This is a genomic window from Bdellovibrio bacteriovorus, assembly GCF_002208115.1.
GTDB lineage: Bacteria > Bdellovibrionota > Bdellovibrionia > Bdellovibrionales > Bdellovibrionaceae > Bdellovibrio > Bdellovibrio bacteriovorus_C.
This window is the reverse complement of record NZ_CP020946.1, coordinates 315954-335789: the sequence shown is the minus strand read 5'-3', so window position 1 is coordinate 335789 and position 19836 is coordinate 315954. Positions and strand designations below refer to the sequence as shown.

18 protein-coding genes are annotated in these 19836 nt (G+C 51.1%); 11 read left to right on the top strand and 7 right to left on the bottom strand.

Translation table 11 applies throughout. From position 1 onward, the window contains the following. Positions 1 to 7: 7 nt before the first annotated feature. The 7 genes from panB (at position 8) to B9G79_RS01680 (ending at position 6689) form a co-directional block, all read left to right on the top strand. Entirely contained in the window at positions 8 to 799 is a 792-nt protein-coding gene (gene panB / locus B9G79_RS01710; RefSeq protein WP_088564016.1) for a 3-methyl-2-oxobutanoate hydroxymethyltransferase, read from the top strand. Then, positions 796 to 1551: a pantoate--beta-alanine ligase gene (gene panC, locus B9G79_RS01705; RefSeq protein WP_088564015.1), complete on the top strand. Its 756-nt coding sequence runs from the start codon at positions 796 to 798 to the stop codon at positions 1549 to 1551. The genes panB and panC overlap by 4 nt, the downstream gene beginning before the upstream one ends. Next, complete coding sequence (gene coaBC / locus B9G79_RS01700; RefSeq protein ID WP_088564014.1) at positions 1538 to 2809, top strand: bifunctional phosphopantothenoylcysteine decarboxylase/phosphopantothenate--cysteine ligase CoaBC; 1272 nt, start codon at positions 1538 to 1540, stop codon at positions 2807 to 2809. Before panC ends, coaBC begins: the two co-directional genes overlap by 14 nt. Further along, positions 2806 to 3576, top strand: coding sequence for a type III pantothenate kinase (locus B9G79_RS01695; protein ID WP_088564013.1), 771 nt, complete (start codon positions 2806 to 2808; stop codon positions 3574 to 3576). The genes coaBC and B9G79_RS01695 overlap by 4 nt, the downstream gene beginning before the upstream one ends. 10 nt (positions 3577 to 3586) lie before the next feature. Continuing rightward, entirely contained in the window at positions 3587 to 3961 is a 375-nt protein-coding gene (gene panD / locus B9G79_RS01690; protein ID WP_011165891.1) for an aspartate 1-decarboxylase, read from the top strand. 77 nt (positions 3962 to 4038) lie between these two features. Then, the gene (locus tag B9G79_RS01685) at positions 4039 to 5871 is read left to right on the top strand and encodes an ABC-F family ATP-binding cassette domain-containing protein (RefSeq protein ID WP_088566739.1); all 1833 of its coding nucleotides are present in this window, start codon (positions 4039 to 4041) and stop codon (positions 5869 to 5871) included. A 32-nt stretch (positions 5872 to 5903) separates the two neighbouring features. After that, positions 5904 to 6689, top strand: coding sequence for a DUF2799 domain-containing protein (locus tag B9G79_RS01680; RefSeq protein ID WP_232468982.1), 786 nt, complete (start codon positions 5904 to 5906; stop codon positions 6687 to 6689). Here the strand turns inward: B9G79_RS01680 and B9G79_RS01675 are convergent. Both B9G79_RS01675 and B9G79_RS01670 read right to left on the bottom strand, forming a co-directional pair. Beyond that, positions 6686 to 8170: a hypothetical protein gene (locus tag B9G79_RS01675; RefSeq protein WP_088566738.1), complete on the bottom strand. Its 1485-nt coding sequence runs from the start codon at positions 8168 to 8170 to the stop codon at positions 6686 to 6688. The two genes, B9G79_RS01680 and B9G79_RS01675, sit on opposite strands and share 4 nt — an antisense overlap. A 116-nt stretch (positions 8171 to 8286) precedes the next feature. Further along, positions 8287 to 9816 carry an ATP-binding cassette domain-containing protein gene (locus tag B9G79_RS01670; RefSeq protein ID WP_088564011.1) on the bottom strand — a complete coding sequence of 510 codons (1530 nt, stop codon included), beginning with the start codon at positions 9814 to 9816 and terminating at the stop codon, positions 8287 to 8289. Between the two features lie 189 nt (positions 9817 to 10005). Here B9G79_RS01670 and B9G79_RS01665 point away from each other — a divergent pair, with 189 nt between their 5' ends. From B9G79_RS01665 to B9G79_RS01655, 3 genes are all read left to right on the top strand, one after another. Continuing rightward, on the top strand, positions 10006 to 10578 hold the full coding sequence (locus B9G79_RS01665; RefSeq protein ID WP_232468980.1) for an energy transducer TonB: 573 nt from the start codon (positions 10006 to 10008) through the stop codon (positions 10576 to 10578). A 28-nt stretch (positions 10579 to 10606) separates the two neighbouring features. After that, positions 10607 to 12439 (top strand): TonB-dependent receptor plug domain-containing protein, encoded by a 1833-nt coding sequence (locus tag B9G79_RS01660; protein WP_088564009.1) that lies wholly within the window; start codon positions 10607 to 10609, stop codon positions 12437 to 12439. Between the two features lie 120 nt (positions 12440 to 12559). After that, positions 12560 to 13705, top strand: a complete 1146-nt coding sequence (locus tag B9G79_RS01655; RefSeq protein WP_088564008.1) for a hypothetical protein — start codon at positions 12560 to 12562, stop codon at positions 13703 to 13705. A gap of 4 nt (positions 13706 to 13709) precedes the next feature. Here B9G79_RS01655 and B9G79_RS01650 read toward each other — a convergent pair whose 3' ends face one another. After that, positions 13710 to 14507, bottom strand: a complete 798-nt coding sequence (locus tag B9G79_RS01650) for a substrate-binding periplasmic protein (protein WP_232468979.1) — start codon at positions 14505 to 14507, stop codon at positions 13710 to 13712. Positions 14508 to 14661: 154 nt separating this feature from the next. On the opposite strand from B9G79_RS01650, the gene B9G79_RS01645 reads away from it, so the two are divergent. Beyond that, positions 14662 to 16254, top strand: coding sequence for a lytic transglycosylase domain-containing protein (locus tag B9G79_RS01645; protein ID WP_232468978.1), 1593 nt, complete (start codon positions 14662 to 14664; stop codon positions 16252 to 16254). A gap of 1 nt (position 16255) precedes the next feature. On the opposite strand, the gene B9G79_RS01640 is transcribed toward B9G79_RS01645, so the two are convergent. The 4 genes from B9G79_RS01640 to B9G79_RS01625 are packed head-to-tail and all read right to left on the bottom strand — an operon-like array spanning position 16256 to position 19834. Next, positions 16256 to 17191, bottom strand: coding sequence for a hydroxymethylglutaryl-CoA lyase (locus B9G79_RS01640; protein WP_088564005.1), 936 nt, complete (start codon positions 17189 to 17191; stop codon positions 16256 to 16258). Between the two features lie 5 nt (positions 17192 to 17196). Further along, a complete protein-coding gene (locus B9G79_RS01635; RefSeq protein WP_088564004.1) occupies positions 17197 to 17577 on the bottom strand; it encodes an acetyl-CoA carboxylase biotin carboxyl carrier protein subunit in 381 nt (126 codons plus the stop codon). Next, positions 17577 to 19055: an acetyl-CoA carboxylase biotin carboxylase subunit gene (locus tag B9G79_RS01630; RefSeq protein WP_088564003.1), complete on the bottom strand. Its 1479-nt coding sequence runs from the start codon at positions 19053 to 19055 to the stop codon at positions 17577 to 17579. The genes B9G79_RS01635 and B9G79_RS01630 overlap by 1 nt, the downstream gene beginning before the upstream one ends. Beyond that, positions 19055 to 19834, bottom strand: a complete 780-nt coding sequence (locus B9G79_RS01625) for an enoyl-CoA hydratase-related protein (protein ID WP_088564002.1) — start codon at positions 19832 to 19834, stop codon at positions 19055 to 19057. The genes B9G79_RS01630 and B9G79_RS01625 overlap by 1 nt, the downstream gene beginning before the upstream one ends. Between the last annotated feature and the right edge of the window lie 2 nt (positions 19835 to 19836).

Below are 19836 nucleotides of genomic sequence, written 5' to 3'. Positions count from 1 at the left end.
GGGCCCTATGAAAACCATCCTCGATTTCCATGACAAGAAAAGCAAAAAGCAAAAGATCTCGATGATCACCTGCTACGACTATTCCTTCGCGCGCATTGTGGCCGACAGTGATATCGACTGCATTCTGGTCGGAGACTCTTTGGCGATGGTGATGTTGGGGCATTCCACCACGCTGGATGTTTCAGCCAGTGTCATGGCTCATCACACGGCCGCGGTTGTGCGCGGGGCTGGTGATAAGTTTGTGATCGCCGATCTGCCATTCATGAGCTATCGCAAAGGCCTGACGGCCAATATGACCGCGGTGGAAAAAGTCATGAAAGCCGGCGCTCACGCCGTGAAGCTGGAAGGCGCTGCCGGAAACCTGAAGCTGGTCCGCCATCTGGTGGATTCTGGTGTTCCGGTGATGGGGCACTTGGGGCTGACCCCGCAATCCGTCAATCAACTGGGCGGATTCAAAGTTCAGGGCCGCGATGAAAAAGCGCAGAAGAAAATTCTGGAAGCCGCTTTGCAATTGCAGGAAGCTGGCGCCTTTTCGGTCGTCCTTGAATGTGTCCCTTCGAAACTGGCCAAAGAAATCACGGCGGCACTGGAGATTCCAACCATCGGAATCGGTGCGGGTGTGGATTGCGACGGTCAGGTGCTGGTCCTGCAGGACTTGCTGGGCATGAACCAGGGATTCAAACCGAAGTTCGTAAAAACATACCTTGATGGCTTTAACACCATCAAAGGCGCTTTGAACAAGTACCATCAGGAAGTCAGCGCTGAAACCTTCCCTTCCGAGAAAGAGAGCTATTCATGACACAGGTCCTGCGCTCTCCTTCCGAATTTCAGGCCTGGCGCCGCAAGCAATCCGGCACGGTGGGTTTTGTTCCCACCATGGGGGCTTTGCACACGGGCCACGAGGAACTGATCAAACAAGCCCGCAAGAACAACGACCTTGTGGTGCTTTCCATTTTCGTGAACCCGACCCAGTTCAATGACCCAAAAGATCTGGAAAAATATCCGCAGACCTGGGATCAGGATCTGGCGATGGCCGAAAAAAACAACGTCGATGCCATCTTTTTCCCACGCTATCCGGAAATGTACCCGGACAATTACCGCTATAAAGTTTCTGAAAATGAATATTCCACCCTGCTGGATGGCGCCCACCGCCCGGGCCACTTTGATGGTGTGCTGTCGGTGGTGATGAAACTTTTCAATGTGGTTCGCCCGACCAAGGCGTATTTCGGCGAAAAGGACTTCCAGCAGTTGACCCTGATTCAAGGCATGGTGGAAAGCTTCTTCATGGACCTGGAAATCGTTCCGGTCCCGACCGTGCGCGAAGAAGACGGTCTGGCTAAAAGTTCGCGCAATCTGCGCCTAACCCCGGAAGAGCGAAAGAAAGCACCGGCCATCTTTAAAGCCATTACGAAGAGCAAAACCGCGGCGGAAGCTGCGGCTTCTTTGTCAGCGCAGGGATTTATCGTGGATTATGTGACGGATGTGGGAAACCGCCGCTTCGTCGCCGCCAAACTCGGTGAAGTGAGGTTGATCGACAATGTCCAAATCTAAAGTTCTCTTCATGATGACAGGCTCGATTGCCTGTTACAAAGCCTGTCACGTGGTCTCCCGACTGGTGCAGAATAACTGTGACGTTCAGGTTGTGGCCTCCCCGTCGGCGCTGAAGTTTGTCGGCAACGCCACCCTGGAAGGCCTGACCGGCAAACCCGTGATCAGTGACATGTACGCCATGGGCAACGTCATGGATCATATCCACCTGATGCGTTGGGCGGATGTGATTTTGGTGGCACCAGCCACGGCGAACTTCATCAATAAAGCCGCTCAAGGTGTGGGTGATGATCTGCTGCAGACTCTATTCCTGGCTCATGACTTTAAAAAGCCCTTCCTGGTCGCTCCGGCCATGAACACCAGCATGTATCTGCACCCGGTGACACAAAAATCCCTGACCGCACTGAAAGAGATGGGTGTGCAGATCCTGGACACAGCTTCCGGCATTCTAGCCTGTGGTGAAGAAGGCTGGGGCAAACTGCTGGAACCGGATCTGATTCTGAAAATGACTTTGGAAGCGCTTCATAAACCTGCGCAAGACACCGCAGCGGCCTCGGTCGCTCCGAAGTCTTCTGCTCTTTCCAAAGTGAAAATCCTGATCACTGCCGGGGGCACGCAAGAGCCCATCGACACGGTTCGTGTGATCAGCAACCTCAGCTCCGGCCGCACCGGCATTGCGCTGGCTGAATACATGACCCAGATGGGCTTTGATGTGACCTTGCTGCAAGCCCATGCTTCACCCAGGTCTGAACACGTCACCCGCCGTGACCTGTTCGTCAGCTTTGCGACTTTGGATGAAAAGATGAAGCACTACCTTTCCACCGAGGATTTCACCCACGTGATCCATGCGGCCGCCGTCAGTGACTATTCTGTCGACCACATCGAAGTCGATGGCCAAAGTTTCCGTCCGTTTGAGGTGAAGAAAGTCAGCTCTGACGCTGATAAAATGAATATCGTTCTGAAGCGCAACTACAAGATTGTGGACCGACTGAAGGATTATTCAAAAAACAAGGACCTGAAAGTGATTGCGTTTAAACTGACCAGTCACGCCACTCCTGAACAGCGAGCCCACGCCGTGGAAAAGCTTTTTGCCAACTCCCACGCGGACTTCGTCGTTCACAATGATTTAAGCGAAATTGATATCGTCAACCGCACCCACAAGTTCACGCTGTTCAATCACGAAGGCTTTGTTGCCTGTGAAAATCTGGATCAACTGACCAGTGAACTGATTCGTGTGGTGCTGCCAAAGGATTCTTTATGATTTTGTGTCTTGATGTGGGTAACACCCAGATTTATGCCGGGCTTTTTGATAAGGACAAGATGGTTCTGTCTTTCCGTAAGAACTCCAAAAGCGGGGCTTCTTCCGATGAAACCGGCATTTTCCTGCGCACGGCCATTCGCGAAAACGGCTTTGATCCTGCAAAGGTGAAACAAATCGCCATCTGCAGCGTCGTACCGGAAGTGATCTATTCCCTGCGCGGCGCCTGCATGAAATATTTCAATATCAATCCGTTCATTCTGCAGGCCGGCGTTAAAACCGGTCTGAAAATCAAATACAGAAACCCACTGGAAGTCGGCGCGGATCGTATCGCCAACTCCATTGCGGCGACTCACCTGTATCCGGGTAAGAATCTGATTCTGGTGGACTTGGGTACGGCCACCACGTTCTGTGCGGTTTCAAAGGACAAGGACTATCTGGGGGGATCCATCGTGGCGGGATTGCGCCTTTGCATGGAGGCCTTGGAAAGCAAAACGGCCAAGCTTCCGTCCGTGGAAATCGTGGCCATGCACGAGGCCCTGGGACGTGCGACCATCGAAAGCATCCAGTCGGGTCTTTATTATGGTCATCTGGGCACCATCAAGGAACTGACAGAACGAATCACCAAAGAGTGTTTCCAGGGGGAACGCCCGATGGTGATCGGGACCGGTGGTTTTTCCTATTTGTTTGAAAAAGAAAAAGTATTCGACGAAATCGTGCCGGACCTTGTTCTTAAAGGCATGCTGATCGCCCTGCAACACAACGCTTAAGGACTTATTTATGAATATTTCATTGCTTAGAACCAAAATTCACCGCGCCACCGTTACCGGAGCCGATCTGAACTATGAAGGCTCTGTCAGCATCTGTCCGGATCTGATCAAAGCCTCTGGTTTGTTGATGAACGAACGCGTGGATATTTACAACTGCAACAACGGCGCGCGCTTTTCCACTTACGTGATCAAGGGTAAAAAGGGCGAAATCTGCCTGAATGGGGCTGCCGCCCGTCACGTACAAAAAGGCGATCTGGTGATCATCTGTTCTTACTGCGGACTGAGCATGGATGAAGCCAAGAAACATGAGCCGACAGTGGTTTTTGTAAACGCAAAAAACAAAGTCACTGAAAAGCGCAAAGAAGACCGCAAGAACAATAAGTAGCCTTAAAAATGCGGGAAGCCCGCCAAATGGCCTTCCCGCTCTTGACCCCGCGACGAAATTCCTTCAGTTTAGGCCGTATGGCTATCACTCTTCTGCAACTGCAATCCGGCCACAAGGCCTTTGGCGCCAAAGTTCTCTTTGACGATGCCACTTTCGCGATCAACGAAGGTGAACACGTCGGCGTTATCGGCCCCAACGGTGCCGGCAAATCCACTCTGTTTAAAATTCTGGTCGATCAGGAACATCTTGATGAAGGGATCGTGACCAAATCCCAACAACTGCGTCTGGGCTATCTGGAACAGGAATCTGACTGGGACGTCGATCAAAAGGTCGAAGAGTATCTGGAAAAAAATTGCATCAAGCCTCTGTGGGAGCTGAAACAGTTCGGTTTGAAACTGGGTTTGACGGAAAGTCACTTCCAGTCCCACTTAAAGCAACTCAGCGGTGGCTACCGCATGCGTGTGAAGCTATTGTACCTGATCGGTCAAGAGCCCAACCTGCTGTTGCTGGATGAGCCAACGAACTTCCTGGATCTGGAAACCCTGCTGGTTCTGGAAAACTTCCTGCAGGAATACAAAGGCGCATTTCTGCTGATTTCGCACGACCGCGAATTCCTGCGCCGGGTGACGGATCATATTCTGGAAGTCGAATCCGGCGACATCGTGAAGTTCCCGGGAAGTCTTGACGACTATTTTGAACAAAAACAAATGCTGGCTGAAATTCTGCAAAAGCAGGTTCTAAGCCAACAAGCCAAAAAGAAATCCATCATGGACTTTGTGACCCGTTTCGGAGCCAAAGCCACCAAAGCCCGTCAGGCGCAAAGCCGCCTTAAGGCTTTGGAAAAAATGGAGGTCATCGAGGTGAAGGCAGCACCCACCCATTCCCATATTCACATTCCGCCGGCCTCCCAGACCGGAAAAATGATTCTGGAAGTGGAAAATGTCGAATGTGGTTATGGCGACAAGGTGATCTTGAAAGACGTAACCCTGCGCTTAGAGCGCGGCAATCATCTGGGCATCGTGGGGCTGAATGGGGCCGGTAAATCCACTCTGTTAAAGTCCCTGGGTGAACAGATTCCCCTGGTGCGTGGATCCATCAAATGGGGTCATCAGGTCAGCCTGTCCTATTTTGCCCAGCACACGCCGGAATCTTTGAATCCTGAACATTCAGTTTTAGAAGCCATGGCCTCTGCCGCCCACAAAGAAGTAACCCAGCAGGATGTGCTGAACATCGCCGGCAGTTTGTTATTTTCCGGGGACAACGTTCACAAGAAAGTGAAAGTCCTTTCCGGCGGCGAAAAGTCCCGTGTGGCTTTGGGTCAGATCCTGCTGCAAAAATCACCGCTGCTGCTCTTGGATGAGCCTACGAATCACCTTGATTTTGACACAGTCGAGGCATTGACCACGGCTTTGGAAAAATACGAAGGCACCATCATCACGGTCAGCCACGATCGGGGTTTTATCGGCCGCGTGGCCAACAAAATCCTCGAGGTGAACCACGGGAAGTTGACTTTGTATCCCGGCACCTATGACGAGTATGTTTGGAGTCTGCAAAAAGGTTTCCTGGCAGAACGTGATCTGAACGAAGGCGCGACAACGCAAAAAGTCAGTTCCGAAAAAGCCGCCGAGGCTCCGAAATTCAACTATAAAGAAGAACGAAAGAAGCTTGAGACCCAGATCAAGAAGGCCCAGAAACTGATTGAAGACTGTGACAAGAAGATTGCCGATCTCACTAAAAAGAGAGACGCTTTAAATGAAAGTCTGATGACCGCGGCCGGGGACAAAGCCGCAGGCCTGGCCAAAGAGCTGCATGAACTGAGCGGGGCCATTGAAGATCTGGAATCCTCCATGCTGCAAGCCATGGAAGACCAGCAGAATTTTGAAAACGAGCTGAAACAGCTTGTGGGGTAATGACGATGTTGCGTGTATTGGTGTTGACGGTAATGGCATTTCAATTGGCGGGTTGTGCAAGCTACTTCAAAAAGAAAGACTGCGAATCCATCAACTGGTTTGAACACGGCCAAAAAGTTGCCATGCGCGGCCAATGGCTGAATGCCGACCCGGTAGTGAACGAATGCCGCAAAGTCGAGGCTGATATTCAGGAATCCCAACTGGATAAAGGCTTTAAAAGCGGCGTTGAAAAGTACTGCACCACCACCAATGCGTACATCATCGGAAAAAGTGGTGATTTCTTCTCTCGCGATATCTGCGAAGGACCGCAGATTAATGTTTTGGTTGCTGAACACCGCAAAGGCACGGTGGATTACTGTGCAAAATCCAACGGCTTCGTTGCCGGCACCTCCGGCAAAAAGTATCAGAACGTTTGCCCGAAGGAACTTGAACCGGCTTTCCTGCCTGAATACCGTAAAGGTCGCAAAAAATACGTTCAATCCCTGATCGACAGCAAGTCCTCCGAAGTACGCAGCCTGGATATGGATATTCTGCACAAGCGCAATAATTTAAGTTTTGCACGCAGCAGATTGAGCGCGTTGGAAGCGGAGAAAAGCGGTCTGGAATCCAGCAAGTCCGCGGCAATGATAAATCAGCAAAGCCAGTTGGTGACTCACTTCAATTCCCAGATTTCTGTGCTTGATTCAAATATCAACAGCAAAAAATCAGAGGTGTTTTCATTGCAAAGTGATTTGAATACTCTGGAAAACAACCGAGACAAACTGCAGAAAGATATCTCGGCCTTCAAGGAAGAGCTGCCAAGCCTGGACAACCCCTAGTTTGGAACGCGGAACCATTCAATAGCATCGACAAAGGCCTTTGGCTGATAAGCATTGGCCTGCTCACTCCAGTGAACCTCGCGCCAGCCCAGGCTTTTAAAAGGCGCACTTTCCACATCGCGCTTCTGAATAAATTCAAAGACATTTGAAACCTGCTCCAGCTCGGCCTTCTTCATCAGCAACGAAGGCAGATGGAACTGCACAAACGCGGTTCCTTTGTTCTGAGCCCCAAAACCTTCAGCCCCTTCCGAAAGATAGCGGGAATACTGGATCTCTTTTTTGCCGTCACAATGGTCCACTACCAGCAACTTTTCGGTTTCTTCGGCATAGTCCATCACATAGCTAAAATTGTAGCCACCGCATTTTTCCACCACGGTACGGACTGACTTGATCTGACCAAAAGACTTTACCGGCACCGGATAACGGGATGGCAGCATCCAAAGGTTTGTTCCATCACGTACGGCCATCTGAAGTTTTGGCTGGGCTTTGGCAATTTTCATAAACTGCTGCAGCACTTTGGATTTTTCGTTCAGCTCTTCCTGCGCCACATACAAAACATCAAAGGACGCTTCGGCAAAGGCGTCATGGAACCCGTTCATGCGAAGTTCATTGGTGAAATTCGCCAGGAACAAACGATGAGTTTCAGAATCCTTGATGGCATTGGTCTTTGAAACAAACAGATTCACGTTCTTGATGGCTTCAGCCGCTTTCATCAAAGCGGTGTCGGACATCATGGCTTCAGCACTGCCCACGATCGGCAAAGGCTCGGAATGGTCAGCGCGCAAAAGCTGCGGCAGATTCTGCGTGAATTCAAAACGCTCTTTCATCGTCAACTGACGATAGGCATTCACCCAGCTTGTGACCAGCAGCGGGCGCAGACTCATTTCCACCACTTGCTGATTCAGCTCATGCGCGGCTTCGGCTTTATTCTGACAAAGGGCGAAGTGTTCAGACTGCTTCCATGGCGAATCACAGTAAGCTGCCACAGATTTCAGAACAAACGGCCACTTCACTTTACGAAGCGCTGTCTTCAGACGCGTATCCGGGTCTCCGATATCAAGATCCCCCAGATCCAGATACACCAGGAAATCAGTAAAGACTTCTTCCATCAGATCCTGCTGCACAAACAAGGAGTCATTGCGTTCGTGATACCAGACTTTTGCTAGCGCCTTTTCCAGATGCCCCGGAGCCTCCAGCATCTTCTGGCCGATAAAAATATGCTGTCCCTGAACGCGGTACAAGTACGGTCGATCCGGGAAGATCGTGAGCTGCACTTTCTTGCGGAAGGGTTCAAAGCTTTCCAGCAGACGCTCGGTCTTTTGAATCCGATACGTCAGGTCCCGGCTTTGCTCCCCAAAATAGGTGCTGTAAGCCGTTTCACGGTTCACAGCACAGCGATAGATGGTGTCCGTCGACTGAGGTCCCAGTCTGTCGATTCTTTCGACAACCTTGGATTCAATACAGAGCGGCCTTCTTGTCATCTGAACGACAAAAAGGCTAAGTAGGCCAAAACACACAAAAGATAGAACGGTGAACCAACGAGCAAACATAGCGAAGCTGGAACATTGCAAAGGGTGGGCCCCTGTTTTTTGGGACCCTATCCGATTTCCAATACCGCTTCGACCCCGATATTTTGCAGAAACACCTCATCGTGGGAAACCACCAGCAGCGCTCCGGCGTATTCTGCCAAGGCCATTTCCAGAACCTTCAAACTGGCCAGATCCAGATTGTTGGTGGGCTCGTCCAGAATCAAGAGCTGCGGCACGGGCTGGGACAGCAATAGCTTCGCCAAAGACGCCTTCAGCTTTTCACCTCCGCTTAAGTCCCGGGTCTTGCGATGAACCATGTCACCAAAGAACTGAAACTGTGCCAGACGGTTGCGGGTCTCTATCGGATCAAACCTGGATTTTTCCATCACGTTTTCCAGCACAGAATGATCGGCATCCAGCAACGAATACTTTTGATCCAAGACCTGAACGGGCACCTCTCCCAGACGGCAGACACCTGCGGTGCGCACCGCTTGTGAACGGCCCAACAGGCAATCCAGCAACGAGGTTTTGCCCGCGCCATTTCTTCCATACAAAGCCCATCTTCGGGGTCCGCGCATGGCACAAGTCAATGGCTCCTGCCAAAGAAAGGAACCCTCTGAAAGATAACTTAAGTTGAAGTGATCCAGCTCAAAAACAAGCTTTCCTTCCGGCAGGGCTGCGGCGCTCAAATCCAGCCCCAGACGGCTTTCAACCTTTTGCGCCTGCACCAGTTCGCGCAGGTTTTCCTGCGACTTTTCCACACGCTTTTCCTCATTCACATTGATGCGTGCGTGGGTTTCCTGCGCCCGGCGCTTCAGTCCGCCAACAATGATCCGGGGAATCCCGCCCTTGGCGGCTTTGGCGTCACCTGCACGCATGCGCTTTTCCTGGGTCTGCAATTTGTCGTGGTGTTCGCGTTCCAGCTTCTTTTTTTCACGTCTTGCGCGGTCGATCTTTTCCTCAAGCAGTTCCCGTTCGGCCTGTTTTTGCTCTTCGTAAAAAGAATAGCTGCCGCCATAGCTTGAAAGTCCCTGACTGGAAAGCTCCCAGATACCGTCGACTTCCTCCATCAGTTCACGATCGTGACTGATCAGCAGCAGACATCCCGGATATTCACGCACAAAGCGATACACGAGTTCGCGCGCCTCACGATCCAGATTGTTTGTCGGCTCATCCAGGATCAGCAGCCCACCGCCGCGCCCCAGGGCTTCAGCAATGCGCACACGGGTCCACTGGCCACCGCTCAAACACTTTAGATTTTGCTCCAGCGGAATATCCTGAAGCAGCAAGCCCCACACTGCCGGGTCCGCTACCGGGCTTTCCCACAGGCCGATCAGATACTCACCGACGGTGATATCTGCCGGTTCACTGACCTGCGCCAGATACACCACGTTTTGTGAACAGCGCAATTCACCGCTTTTGGGTTCCAAAATTCCTGCAAGAATCTTTGCCAGCGTGGTTTTCCCCACGCCATTGGGGCCGACCAAGGCACACCGGCGAAAGTTCCACGTAAATGAAATATCATTCAAAAGCTTCGCCCCGTTGGGAAGCTCATAGAACAGGGACCTTCCGGTCACCTGAAATAAATTGTTTTGCATAGTAAATAATCCGTCCAAGCCCGAAGGGGGCCGATGTGAGTTCTTAAAAAAAGAATAAGATGACGGATTAATTTCTCATAGACGCCGGATTTAGAGCCCGACAAGAACCACTCTACACCATCTGAGCTCTTCCCACAATAGCCCTGCCGGGCATTGACTTAAAATTGGATTATGAGAAGGTCTAAGGGCTTGAAACTTAAACTTTGGATCCTATTATCAGTTATTTTGCATTTGCTGGCGGTCACGGCCCTGCAGTGGGGTGCTTCGCCGGTGTCTCCAGATCTGGGGACCGTGGTGGATCTGACGGTTACAAGCCCTGCAGGTGTTTCAGGCCTGCCGCCGGCACCTCCGGCTGCTGTCAGCAAACCAGCACCGACTGTTCCGTCGGAATCTGTAAAGAGCGAAGCCCCTGAAACAACTGCCAACGCAGACGCGGGTGCGGCAGGTGGTGGCGGAGATTCCACCACCCCGGTGGGCTTCAGCGAAATCACCCGTCTTCCAAAAGTTAAACGTGAATTCAAAGCCCAATATCCGGAAGAAGCCAAGAAAGCCGCTGTGGATGGGCCCGTCATTCTGGAAATCCTGATCGACCGCGAAGGCAAAGTCCGCCACGTGCAGGTTCTAAGCGGACCGGGTCATGGCTTGAATGAATCCGCCGTGGAGGCACTGAAAAAATTCGAATTTCAACCAGCTTTCAAAGGCGAAGAATCTGTTGCTGTTAAGATCCGTTACACCTATAGATTTAAATTAGAAGTAAATTAAGTCTTGCACCGGTTTAAAGGATTTATCAGTGAAATATTCAGTTCTGCTTGCCTGCCTGTTCCTGGGTTTGGCCGCTCACGCTCAAGAAGCTGTTCCCAGTTTTGAAACCGTTGTTGAGGATGTTGTTTTTAACACCTCCAACAAGGTCGTGATCGATGAAAAGACCATCAAGGATTCCCGCGCTCCGAACATCACCAGTCTGCTTTCCAGCCAGGCCAACATAACCGTCGTCAGCACACCCTTTCAGCCCAACTCCATCTTCATTCGTGGCGGTGACTCTGGGCACGTGATGATCATTGTCGACGGCGTTCCGTTCTATGACGCCTCTACGGTGCAAAGAACATTCAATTTGAATTCCCTGGATATCAAATCCGTTCGCCGCATTGAAATCATCAAAGGTGGCCAGACAGTGCTTTACGGCGGTCAGGCATTGTCCGGCGTAATCAAGATCGATACTATTCCTCAGGAAATCAAAAGCCAAAGCTCCCTGCAAGGTCAACTGGGCACCCAGAACTTCCGCGACGTGACTGTCGGTCACACAGAAGCTTTGAATGACAACAACGCCTTGGTATTGCGCGGTCATGGCGCATGGAGAGACGCAGAATCCCCAGTGCTTGATTCCACCGAAACCTATTCCCGCAACAACTGGAACGCCGAAGGTGCCTATGTATGGAAGGGCGCTGTTGATGGAAACCTGAAAGCCCTGTTCCTGCAGGACTTCAACACGTCCCCGACCACGGATCGCACCACCAATCAGGTGATGGACACCGAGGATCTGGAAATGTTCACCCGTCAGATTGGTGGTTCCACTTACATGAAATTCAACGAACTTCCGTTCGAACCGCGCCTGGCTTTGAGCATGCAAAACAGCTTGCGCACTTATGAGTGGCCGGTTGTTCCAGTACAAAACCCAACAGGCACTGACCAGAAATATGGCGCAAATCTGCGCACCGCCCGTCTGGATCTGACTCCGTACAAGTCTGAAAAGATCAGCGTGGCTGCGGGGCTTAGCTATCTTTATGAAGACTTCACATACCGTGACAAGGGTGTGGAATCCGTGAATACGTTCTCTGAACAGCGCGGTGTCTTTGCCAAGGCTGACTATGAATTCCATCCGGGCTTTTCTTTGGCCGTGGGTGGCCGCGTGGAAAACTGGGCGGATCAGGATGCTGTCAGCACCTATCAAATTGGCCTGACCGTGTTTGAGCACACCAAGCTTGAAGTGGCTTCCGGATACAAGATTCCATCCCTGTTCCAGTTGTATTCTTCTTATGGCAATCCAGACCTGAAAGCCGAGCGCGCCGTTCAGTACAGCCTGATGCAGGAATTTGAAATCTCTGAAAGCCAAAGCGCTTCCATCACTTTCTTCCGTTCTGATTTCACGGATCTGATCCAGATTTCCGGTTCATTCCCAAGCATTCAGTACGAAAACGTTTCCAAAACCGAAACCCGTGGTGTTGATATCAGCTATACCATCCGTCCTTGGACTGGCGGCACATTCATCGCGACCTACGGTTATCAGGAGCCACGCAATGTCGACACCGGCACGTGGCTGCTGCGTCGTCCGCTTGTGAACGGCAGCCTGAAATACATCCAAAACCACGACAAACACACCGCTGCTTTGGAGCTGGTGGGTGCTGGCGAACGCATGGATAACGGCGCACCGATCTCGATGACGGCTTATGCCTCCACTTCAATTCCGGGTTATGTGACCGCCAACGCTGCTTATTCATATCAATGGAATGACAATATCAATGTCTTCACCCGCCTGAACAACCTGACGGACCACCGCTATGAAGAAACCTACAGCTTCTATTCAGAGGGCTTCTCTGGCTCACTGGGAGCGGAATACCTGTTCTAAGCACCGCTCTTTGTATCTGAGGGGTCCAGTGCCCCTCAGTTTTTCCCGGAACAGGACCTTCCCCGCCATTTGACAGAAACTGGCCTTAATTTCAGAGTCTTTTTCATTTAAATTAAGACTATGAGACCGTTCATTGTTGGCGCTTCAATATTTCTGTTACAAGCAGTCAGTTATGCATCCACCGAGGCGGTCATGCCTATCGGGGCCTTGCCAAAAAACTCTTCGGTGAAACTTCAGGCCGTCAAAGAGGGCACCCGCTTTATCACTCCCCAGTACGAAGGCAACAGCGGCTTTTTAAAAGACGTTGATAAAAACTCTCTTTATCAGGTCACTGATATCAGCGGCACGGAAGACACTTCCGACAACGCCGATCTGCAGGCATTGGCAAAATCCTCAAGCCTGGTGGTGCAAAAGTCCGATCTGGGCAGTGATGCTGCCACCTGCTCCGCCGGTGATGGCACTACCAACTGTACTTTGACCAGCGATGTGCCAGCCTACAAAACCGGAAGCTTTAATTTGATCGACTGGTTCCTGAACTTGTTCGGCTTGGGATCCAAACCGAAATCCCTGGTCACGCCAAGCACCGGAACTGAAGTGGCCGAGGCTGATGCCATGGCTTCGGCGATGACGGAAAAGATCGACAGCACCAATCGCATGCTGAACTCCCGCAGCGCCACTGCCAATTGCGATGAAAAGAAATTTCCTGAAGTCATTCAGAACAACAAGACTTTGAACTGCGGCCTGAAGCAGGCTATGGAAGCGTTGAAGAAAAACAAAGGCAAGGTCAATCAGGACAAGTTCATTTTCAATGACTTCTCTGATGGCGGTGTGATGGGAAAAATGTGGATTTTGAACGCCGATGGCTCCCTAGCCAATGTTGTGGATAAAAATCCCCTTTGGGTGTCCCGCGGTGAAGGCGGCTTCGGTAACGGCCGGGGTTCCTTGAAAACTCCGAATGGCGCTATCATGACCAAAGCCTACAGCCCTCCGCGCGGCGGTAATATTCGTGACGGTATTGAACTGTTGGGCCTCGAGCCGGAAAATCAGGATATCCATGGTCGCGGCGTTCTGTTGCACGGCTGGGATCCGTATACTCCAACTCAGGGTTGTCTGGGGGTTGCGGGATCACTGGACACCGTCCGCCACGGTCGCAGCAAGCTGGGAACTCCGCCCCCATATCTGGATCAACTGAAACAAGGATTCCTGAAAGAAGGCGGCACCATGATCTATAACTTCACGCCTTCCAAAGCAAAATCCTGTCAGTAACCGTCTATTCGAAGGTCACTGACGACATCTGATCCTGCGTAAGATACTTTGAGATGATTCTTTCTATGGTCCCGTCTTTCTTCATCTTACGCACGACCTCTTCAAGCCTTGCGCGGTCTTGCTGTCCCACTCTCTGCCTGGAAACATAAATACCCAATGACGTTGTAAAATTGCGATCCGAAACCAGGATGACGTCATTCTCTATTTTTAAATCTTTAACCAGATAGTTATTCAAAAGCGGAGTCGCAATAACTGCATCCGTACGGCCTTTTTGAATCAGGGAATAAACACCGACAGCATCCGGCACCTGAATGATCCGGCTGTCTTTAAGCAGCATCTGATACTCAGGCTCTGTCATCACCGCACGGGATCCGATCAGGTTTCCAAAAATGACTTTTCTATTTCCGAAAACATCAGCAACCGTCTGACCCTTTTTATATTTCGATTTGCGCACAACCAGTTCACGCACTGAACGAAACAGTGGAATGAAATCTGCGCCGCCATCGGAATAGATGTTATTTTCTGCCACCAGCAGAATCAAATCCAGTTGATTTCGCTTCAAGGACTCAACCGCCATCGGCCGGGACATGCCTCGGGAATTGTATCCACAATCGCTTCTTGCCATGATGGCAGAGATCAGATCCTCATCAACGCCCCCGGCTTGGCCGCCGGGATTACGAAAGTACATCGGCATATAGTTGTTGGTACCCACGATATACTGCTTAGAGCAGGTCTCTTTGGCAAAGACCACTCCGCCTGACAATCCTATCGCAATGACCAAAAGCGCTTTTAAAAAATGCATAGACATCATCTTAGTCAGTTCGTCTCAATCTGACACGTTTCAAAAGCATTTTAAGTGGAATCCACCGCCAATCTGCTTAGCCTCCAAAGGGTACGGTTAGTGCAGTTAAACCACTTTAACAACTATGCAGAAAAACCGGTTTAAGACTTTATTAATGATTTCAAGCACCTTCGCCCTGACATTAGCGGCGGCCGGTTGCTATTTCGATGCCGGTTTTGGGCAGCTGTTACAAAATGTACATGCCAGCCCCACCCCTGTTTCCCAGGAACACAAAGAAGCCGCTGAGCTCTTTATTCAACTGAATGAAAAGCACAACTTCTTTGCCGCCCGCTATAAGGGCTGCCATATCGAACGCAATGCCGTTCTTTGCAAAAGCTTCTATAAAGACAAATCCGCTGCCGGGAAAGATAAAGACACCCGATTGAAAGCAGCCCAACTGACAAAATTAATTCGTCAGCAAAAATGGACAGAGCTTTCCAACACTTCTGAATCAGAAAGTGTGCGCGCTGTTTCGACTCTTTCAAACAAAGATCGCCACAACCTGACTGAGCATATTCTAAACGACAAAACCTGCATTTCCCCGCACCTGGCAACTGCCATAGCCTTTAAGCTGGAAGAAAAACTTCCCGATGCAAAAGTGCTTTCCACCGTGCGCGCGCTGTATGCCCGCACTTTCGATTGCAGCACAGATAAAGAATTCAGCGATCTTGGTCTTTACCGTGGCGGTTTGTTTGAAATCTGGCAGGACAATCCTGAACAAGCCACAGACTTCCTGAAGAAACTTTCCACGCTTTCCAAGGACATCGCACTGACATCCCGTGCGCAGTTCTGGATGAATCATGCCGCGCGCGAGCAAGGGAAATCTGTCTCTGCCAACACCATGGAAGATCACTTCACCAGCTTCCCGCTGAGCTATCACATCCTGACAGACTACGCGACAATGGAAGACGGCCCTTATCAGACGGTTTCCGACCTGCGAGAGCAGCGCATGCAGACCCGCAGCTCATTTGAAGATCTGAATGGCGCCATCCAATTGGTTGAGCACTTCATGGCTCAGCAAAAAGATGCCCTGGCAAAACGCACGCTTGAATTTATCGACTATGCAGAGCTGGCCGAGGCAGAACCCGGTTTCCAGCTTTATGTGGCAACACTGCTGGCGAAGTTTGATGACATGAATCATCAGCGTTTCATGGTGCTCAGCCGCCTGTTCCAGAATCATCCTCAGTTCAAGACACTGAAGAATCTGAATATCTATTATCCACTGGCGTTTGAAGATCTGGTGATCAAACATCACCGCGATCAGGATCCGTTCCTGCTTCTGTCTTTGATCCGTCAGGAAAGTTCCTTCAATCCGAACACCAAAAGCCCGGTGGGCGCGACGGGCTTGATGCAAATCATGCCTCGCACGGCGAAAGATCTGAAAAAACGCGTGGTCACCGACAAAGAACTGCTGGATCCCTCAAGCAACATCCAGTTGGGTGCGCGCTATTTTGCTGCGTTGGTAAAAGAATTCAAGAATGATCACATGAAAGCCCTGGCGTCCTACAACGCCGGCAGCGGCAACGTACGCAAATGGATGAAACGCTATCCGGTGGAAAATCCGTTGCTGTTCGTGGACCTGATTCCGTTTGATGAAACCCGTGAATACGTCGCAGGCATCCTGCGCAACCAGTACTGGTACTCTAAACTGTATCCGGAACTGCTTGTGACACCGCAAATGGCATCACAAACCTCCGCTCAGAAATAATTTACTTTTGAACTTTACCCAAAGGTTTCAAACGGCCGACTTTGCCGACCTTTGATGGAAGTGGATGCTGGATTTTTTCCGCCATCCACGGATTGATTTCAATCAGCTTGTCCAGATTCAGACCCGTTTTCACACCCATACCATGGAACATGTAAACCACGTCCTCAGTCGCAACGTTGCCCGTGGCCCCCGGAGCATAAGGGCATCCGCCCAAACCACCCAGGCTGGTGTCAAAGACATTGATCCCCAGTTTGTACGCCGCAAGAATGTTCGCCAAAGCCTGCCCGCGCGTATCATGAAAATGACCGGCAAGTTTTTTTACCGGAACGACTTTCTTCAACTTTCTGAACAAAGATTCCACCTGCCCCACATCCGCCACGCCGATGGTGTCGCCGATGGAAAGCTCGTACACACCCAGCTTGTGCATGCGCTGAGCAAGCTTCACCACTTTGGCCTCAGACACCTTGCCTTCAAAGGGACAACCAAAGCACGTGGAAAGATAACCACGCACTTTGATCTTGTGCTTCTTTGCCAAAGCCATCACCGGCTCGAAGCGTTTGAAGCTTTCATCGATGGAACAGTTGATGTTTTTCAAAGAGAAGGATTCAGAGCACGCCGCAAAGATCGCAACTTCCTTTACGCCGCTGGCGATGGCATCCATCATCCCGCGTTCATTGGGAACCAGAACCGAAAATTCAGTCTTCTTGGGAATTACTCCGGACTTCACCTGCGCGAAAGTCTTTTGCAACACTTCCGCAGTGCCCGCCATTTGCGGAACCCAGGTCGGGGAAACAAATGCCCCGATTTCAACACGCTTGGTTCCGGCCAAAATCAGTCGTCTTGCAAGCTCCACACGAGTGTCAGCATCCAGAACCGTTTTTTCGTTCTGAAGACCGTCTCTTAATCCCATTTCCACAATGACAACTGACTTTTTCATAGGCCCTATTTATCGGATGCTGGTTTGATTTTCACAAGGGCTTTACCCAAGGCCACTTGTTCGCCGACGGCACAGTTCACACTGTCGATAGTTCCGTCGATCTCTGCCTTTAAAGTGTACTCCATTTTCATGGCTTCCATCACCAAAACCGCCTGGCCTGCAGCCACAGCCGCACCTGGAGCCAAAAGCAACTTGGTCACTTTACCCGGCATAGGGGCCATGATCTGATCGGAGGAACCACTCGCCCCGCCCTTTTTACGGGACTTTCGTCCCGTCGTGGCGTCCTGAGTGAAAACACGGCCGTTATAATGAACCCACAATGTCCCGGCAATCAGTTGGGCCTGAGCTTTGTGATCAACACCGTCGATTCTTACTTTCACTTCCATTAGATACCTCTCCAGTAAGAAGCCCAAGGGGATGCGGAAGCTTTGGCCGTTTCACCAGCGCCTCCGCGAAGTTGCAACAAAGCTCCGGCTGCCACGGTTTTTTCAATTTCCGTCAAAGCTGGTTCTTTCAGTGATTCACTGAAGTAGGTTTCAATAAATCTTGTCGTCATCGTGCCCATGACAAATTCTTTGTGAGAAAGAATTTCGATCAGGTACGGAATGTTCGTGTGAACCCCAAACACCACGGAATCCTTCAGCACGCGGATCATTTTCTGAATCGCACGCGGACGGTTTTCATCCCACACGATCACTTTTGCGATCATCGGGTCATAGTACGGCGTGATGGTATCACCTGAATCAAAGCCGTATTCATAACGACGGCCTGGGCCTTCGGGCCATTCCACATGCCCCAAAAGACCTGTGGAAGGTACGCCACCCAGGAATGGATTTTCAGCATAGATACGGCATTCGATGGAATGACCCTTCGGCGCACGGATCTGCTTGTTGTCGTGAACAAAGTCGCCTTGTGCAGTCAGGATCTGCATTTTTACCAGATCCACGCCCAGAACTTCTTCTGTTACCGGGTGTTCGACCTGCAAACGAGTGTTCACTTCCAAAAGATAGAACTCCCCATCTTGCAGAAGGAATTCCACCGTGCCCGCGCCTTTGTATTTGCCCAAAGTCGCAATCGCACAAGCCGCTTCACCCATACGGCGGCGCAGATCATCGGTCAAAGAAGGCGAAGTCGCCTCTTCGATGATTTTCTGGTGACGGCGCTGAACAGAGCATTCACGGTCAAAGAAGTGCTGCACATTTCCGGTGCTGTCACCGAAGACCTGGAACTCAATGTGTTTGGCGCGATCCAGATACTTTTCAAGGAAAACTTTCGGGGAACCAAAAGCCGACTGCGCTTCACGCTGGGCGGATTCAATCAGCTCGTGTGCTTCGACGGAAGACTTTAAAAGCTTCATCCCGCGGCCACCACCACCGGCAGCGGCCTTCACGATCACCGGATAGCCGATTTTCTCAGCCTGCGTAATCAAGTGAGCCACATCCTGGTTTTCACCCTGATAACCCGGCACCAGCGGCAAACCCGCCTGCTTTGCCAGCTCTTTACAGTGAACCTTGTCACCCAAAGCACGGATCGCTTCCGGAGAAGGACCAATGAAGGTCAAACCGGCTTTGTTCACAGCCTCCGCGAAATCAGCGTTTTCAGACAGGAAACCAAAACCCGGATGCACCGCTTGCGCACCACCGGCCAAAGCGCCGTTGATGTTGGCTGGAATGTTCAGATAACTTTCCGCCGTTGCCGCAGGACCCACGCAGATGGTTTTAGTCGCCATACGATAAGCGCGGGTGTTGATGTCGGCTTCTGAGTGCAGAAGAACGGTTTCAATCCCCAGTTCCTCGCAGGCTTTGATAATACGAACAGCCACTTCACCGCGATTGGCGATGGCAATACGTGTGAACTTTTTCATTAATTCAGTCTCCATGCGGGCTCACGCTTTTCAAGGAAGGATTTCAGGCCTTCCTGCCCTTCATTGCTGGCGCGACGTTCTGCGATCACCGTGGTTGTACGGCTGCGCTGATCGGCCCAGTTCAAGGTATCAAGATCATTCAATAGTTTTTTGGTTTCACGAACCGCATCCGGACCGCACTGCATGTAGCCGTGCAGAACCTTTTGCAAAGCCGTGTGGCCTTCACCCACTGGAACCACTTCAGTTACCAGACCGGCTTGCTGGGCGATGTGCGAGTTAAACACCACACCTGAAAGCATCAACGGACGAACTTTGCCCGGCACAGCTTTCTTGTTCACAAAGGCACTGATCACCGCCGGCGCGATTCCCAGCTTCACTTCACTGAAACAGAACTGGGTGTTTTCTTCAGCAATGACTTCGTCACAAACCGCCACCAGCCCCAAAGCGCCGCCAAAGGCCGCGCCGTGAATCATGCCAATCACCGGCAGACTGCATTGGGCGATGGCTTCAAACATACCGAAAAGCTTCAAAGAGTCTTCACGGTTTTGTTCGAAGGTGAAGTTCACCATCTCTTTCATCCAGTTCAGGTCTGCGCCCGCACAGAAGACCTTGCCTTCCCCTTGCAGAACCACAGCACGCAGATCCTTGCGCGCTTCCAGATCGGTGAAGATCCTGGTCAGCTCGGCGATCATCTCCGGGTTGAAAGAGTTACGCACTTCGGGCCTGTGAAGTTTCACATAGGCCACCTGATTCATTTCTGTAACTACAACAAAAGACATAA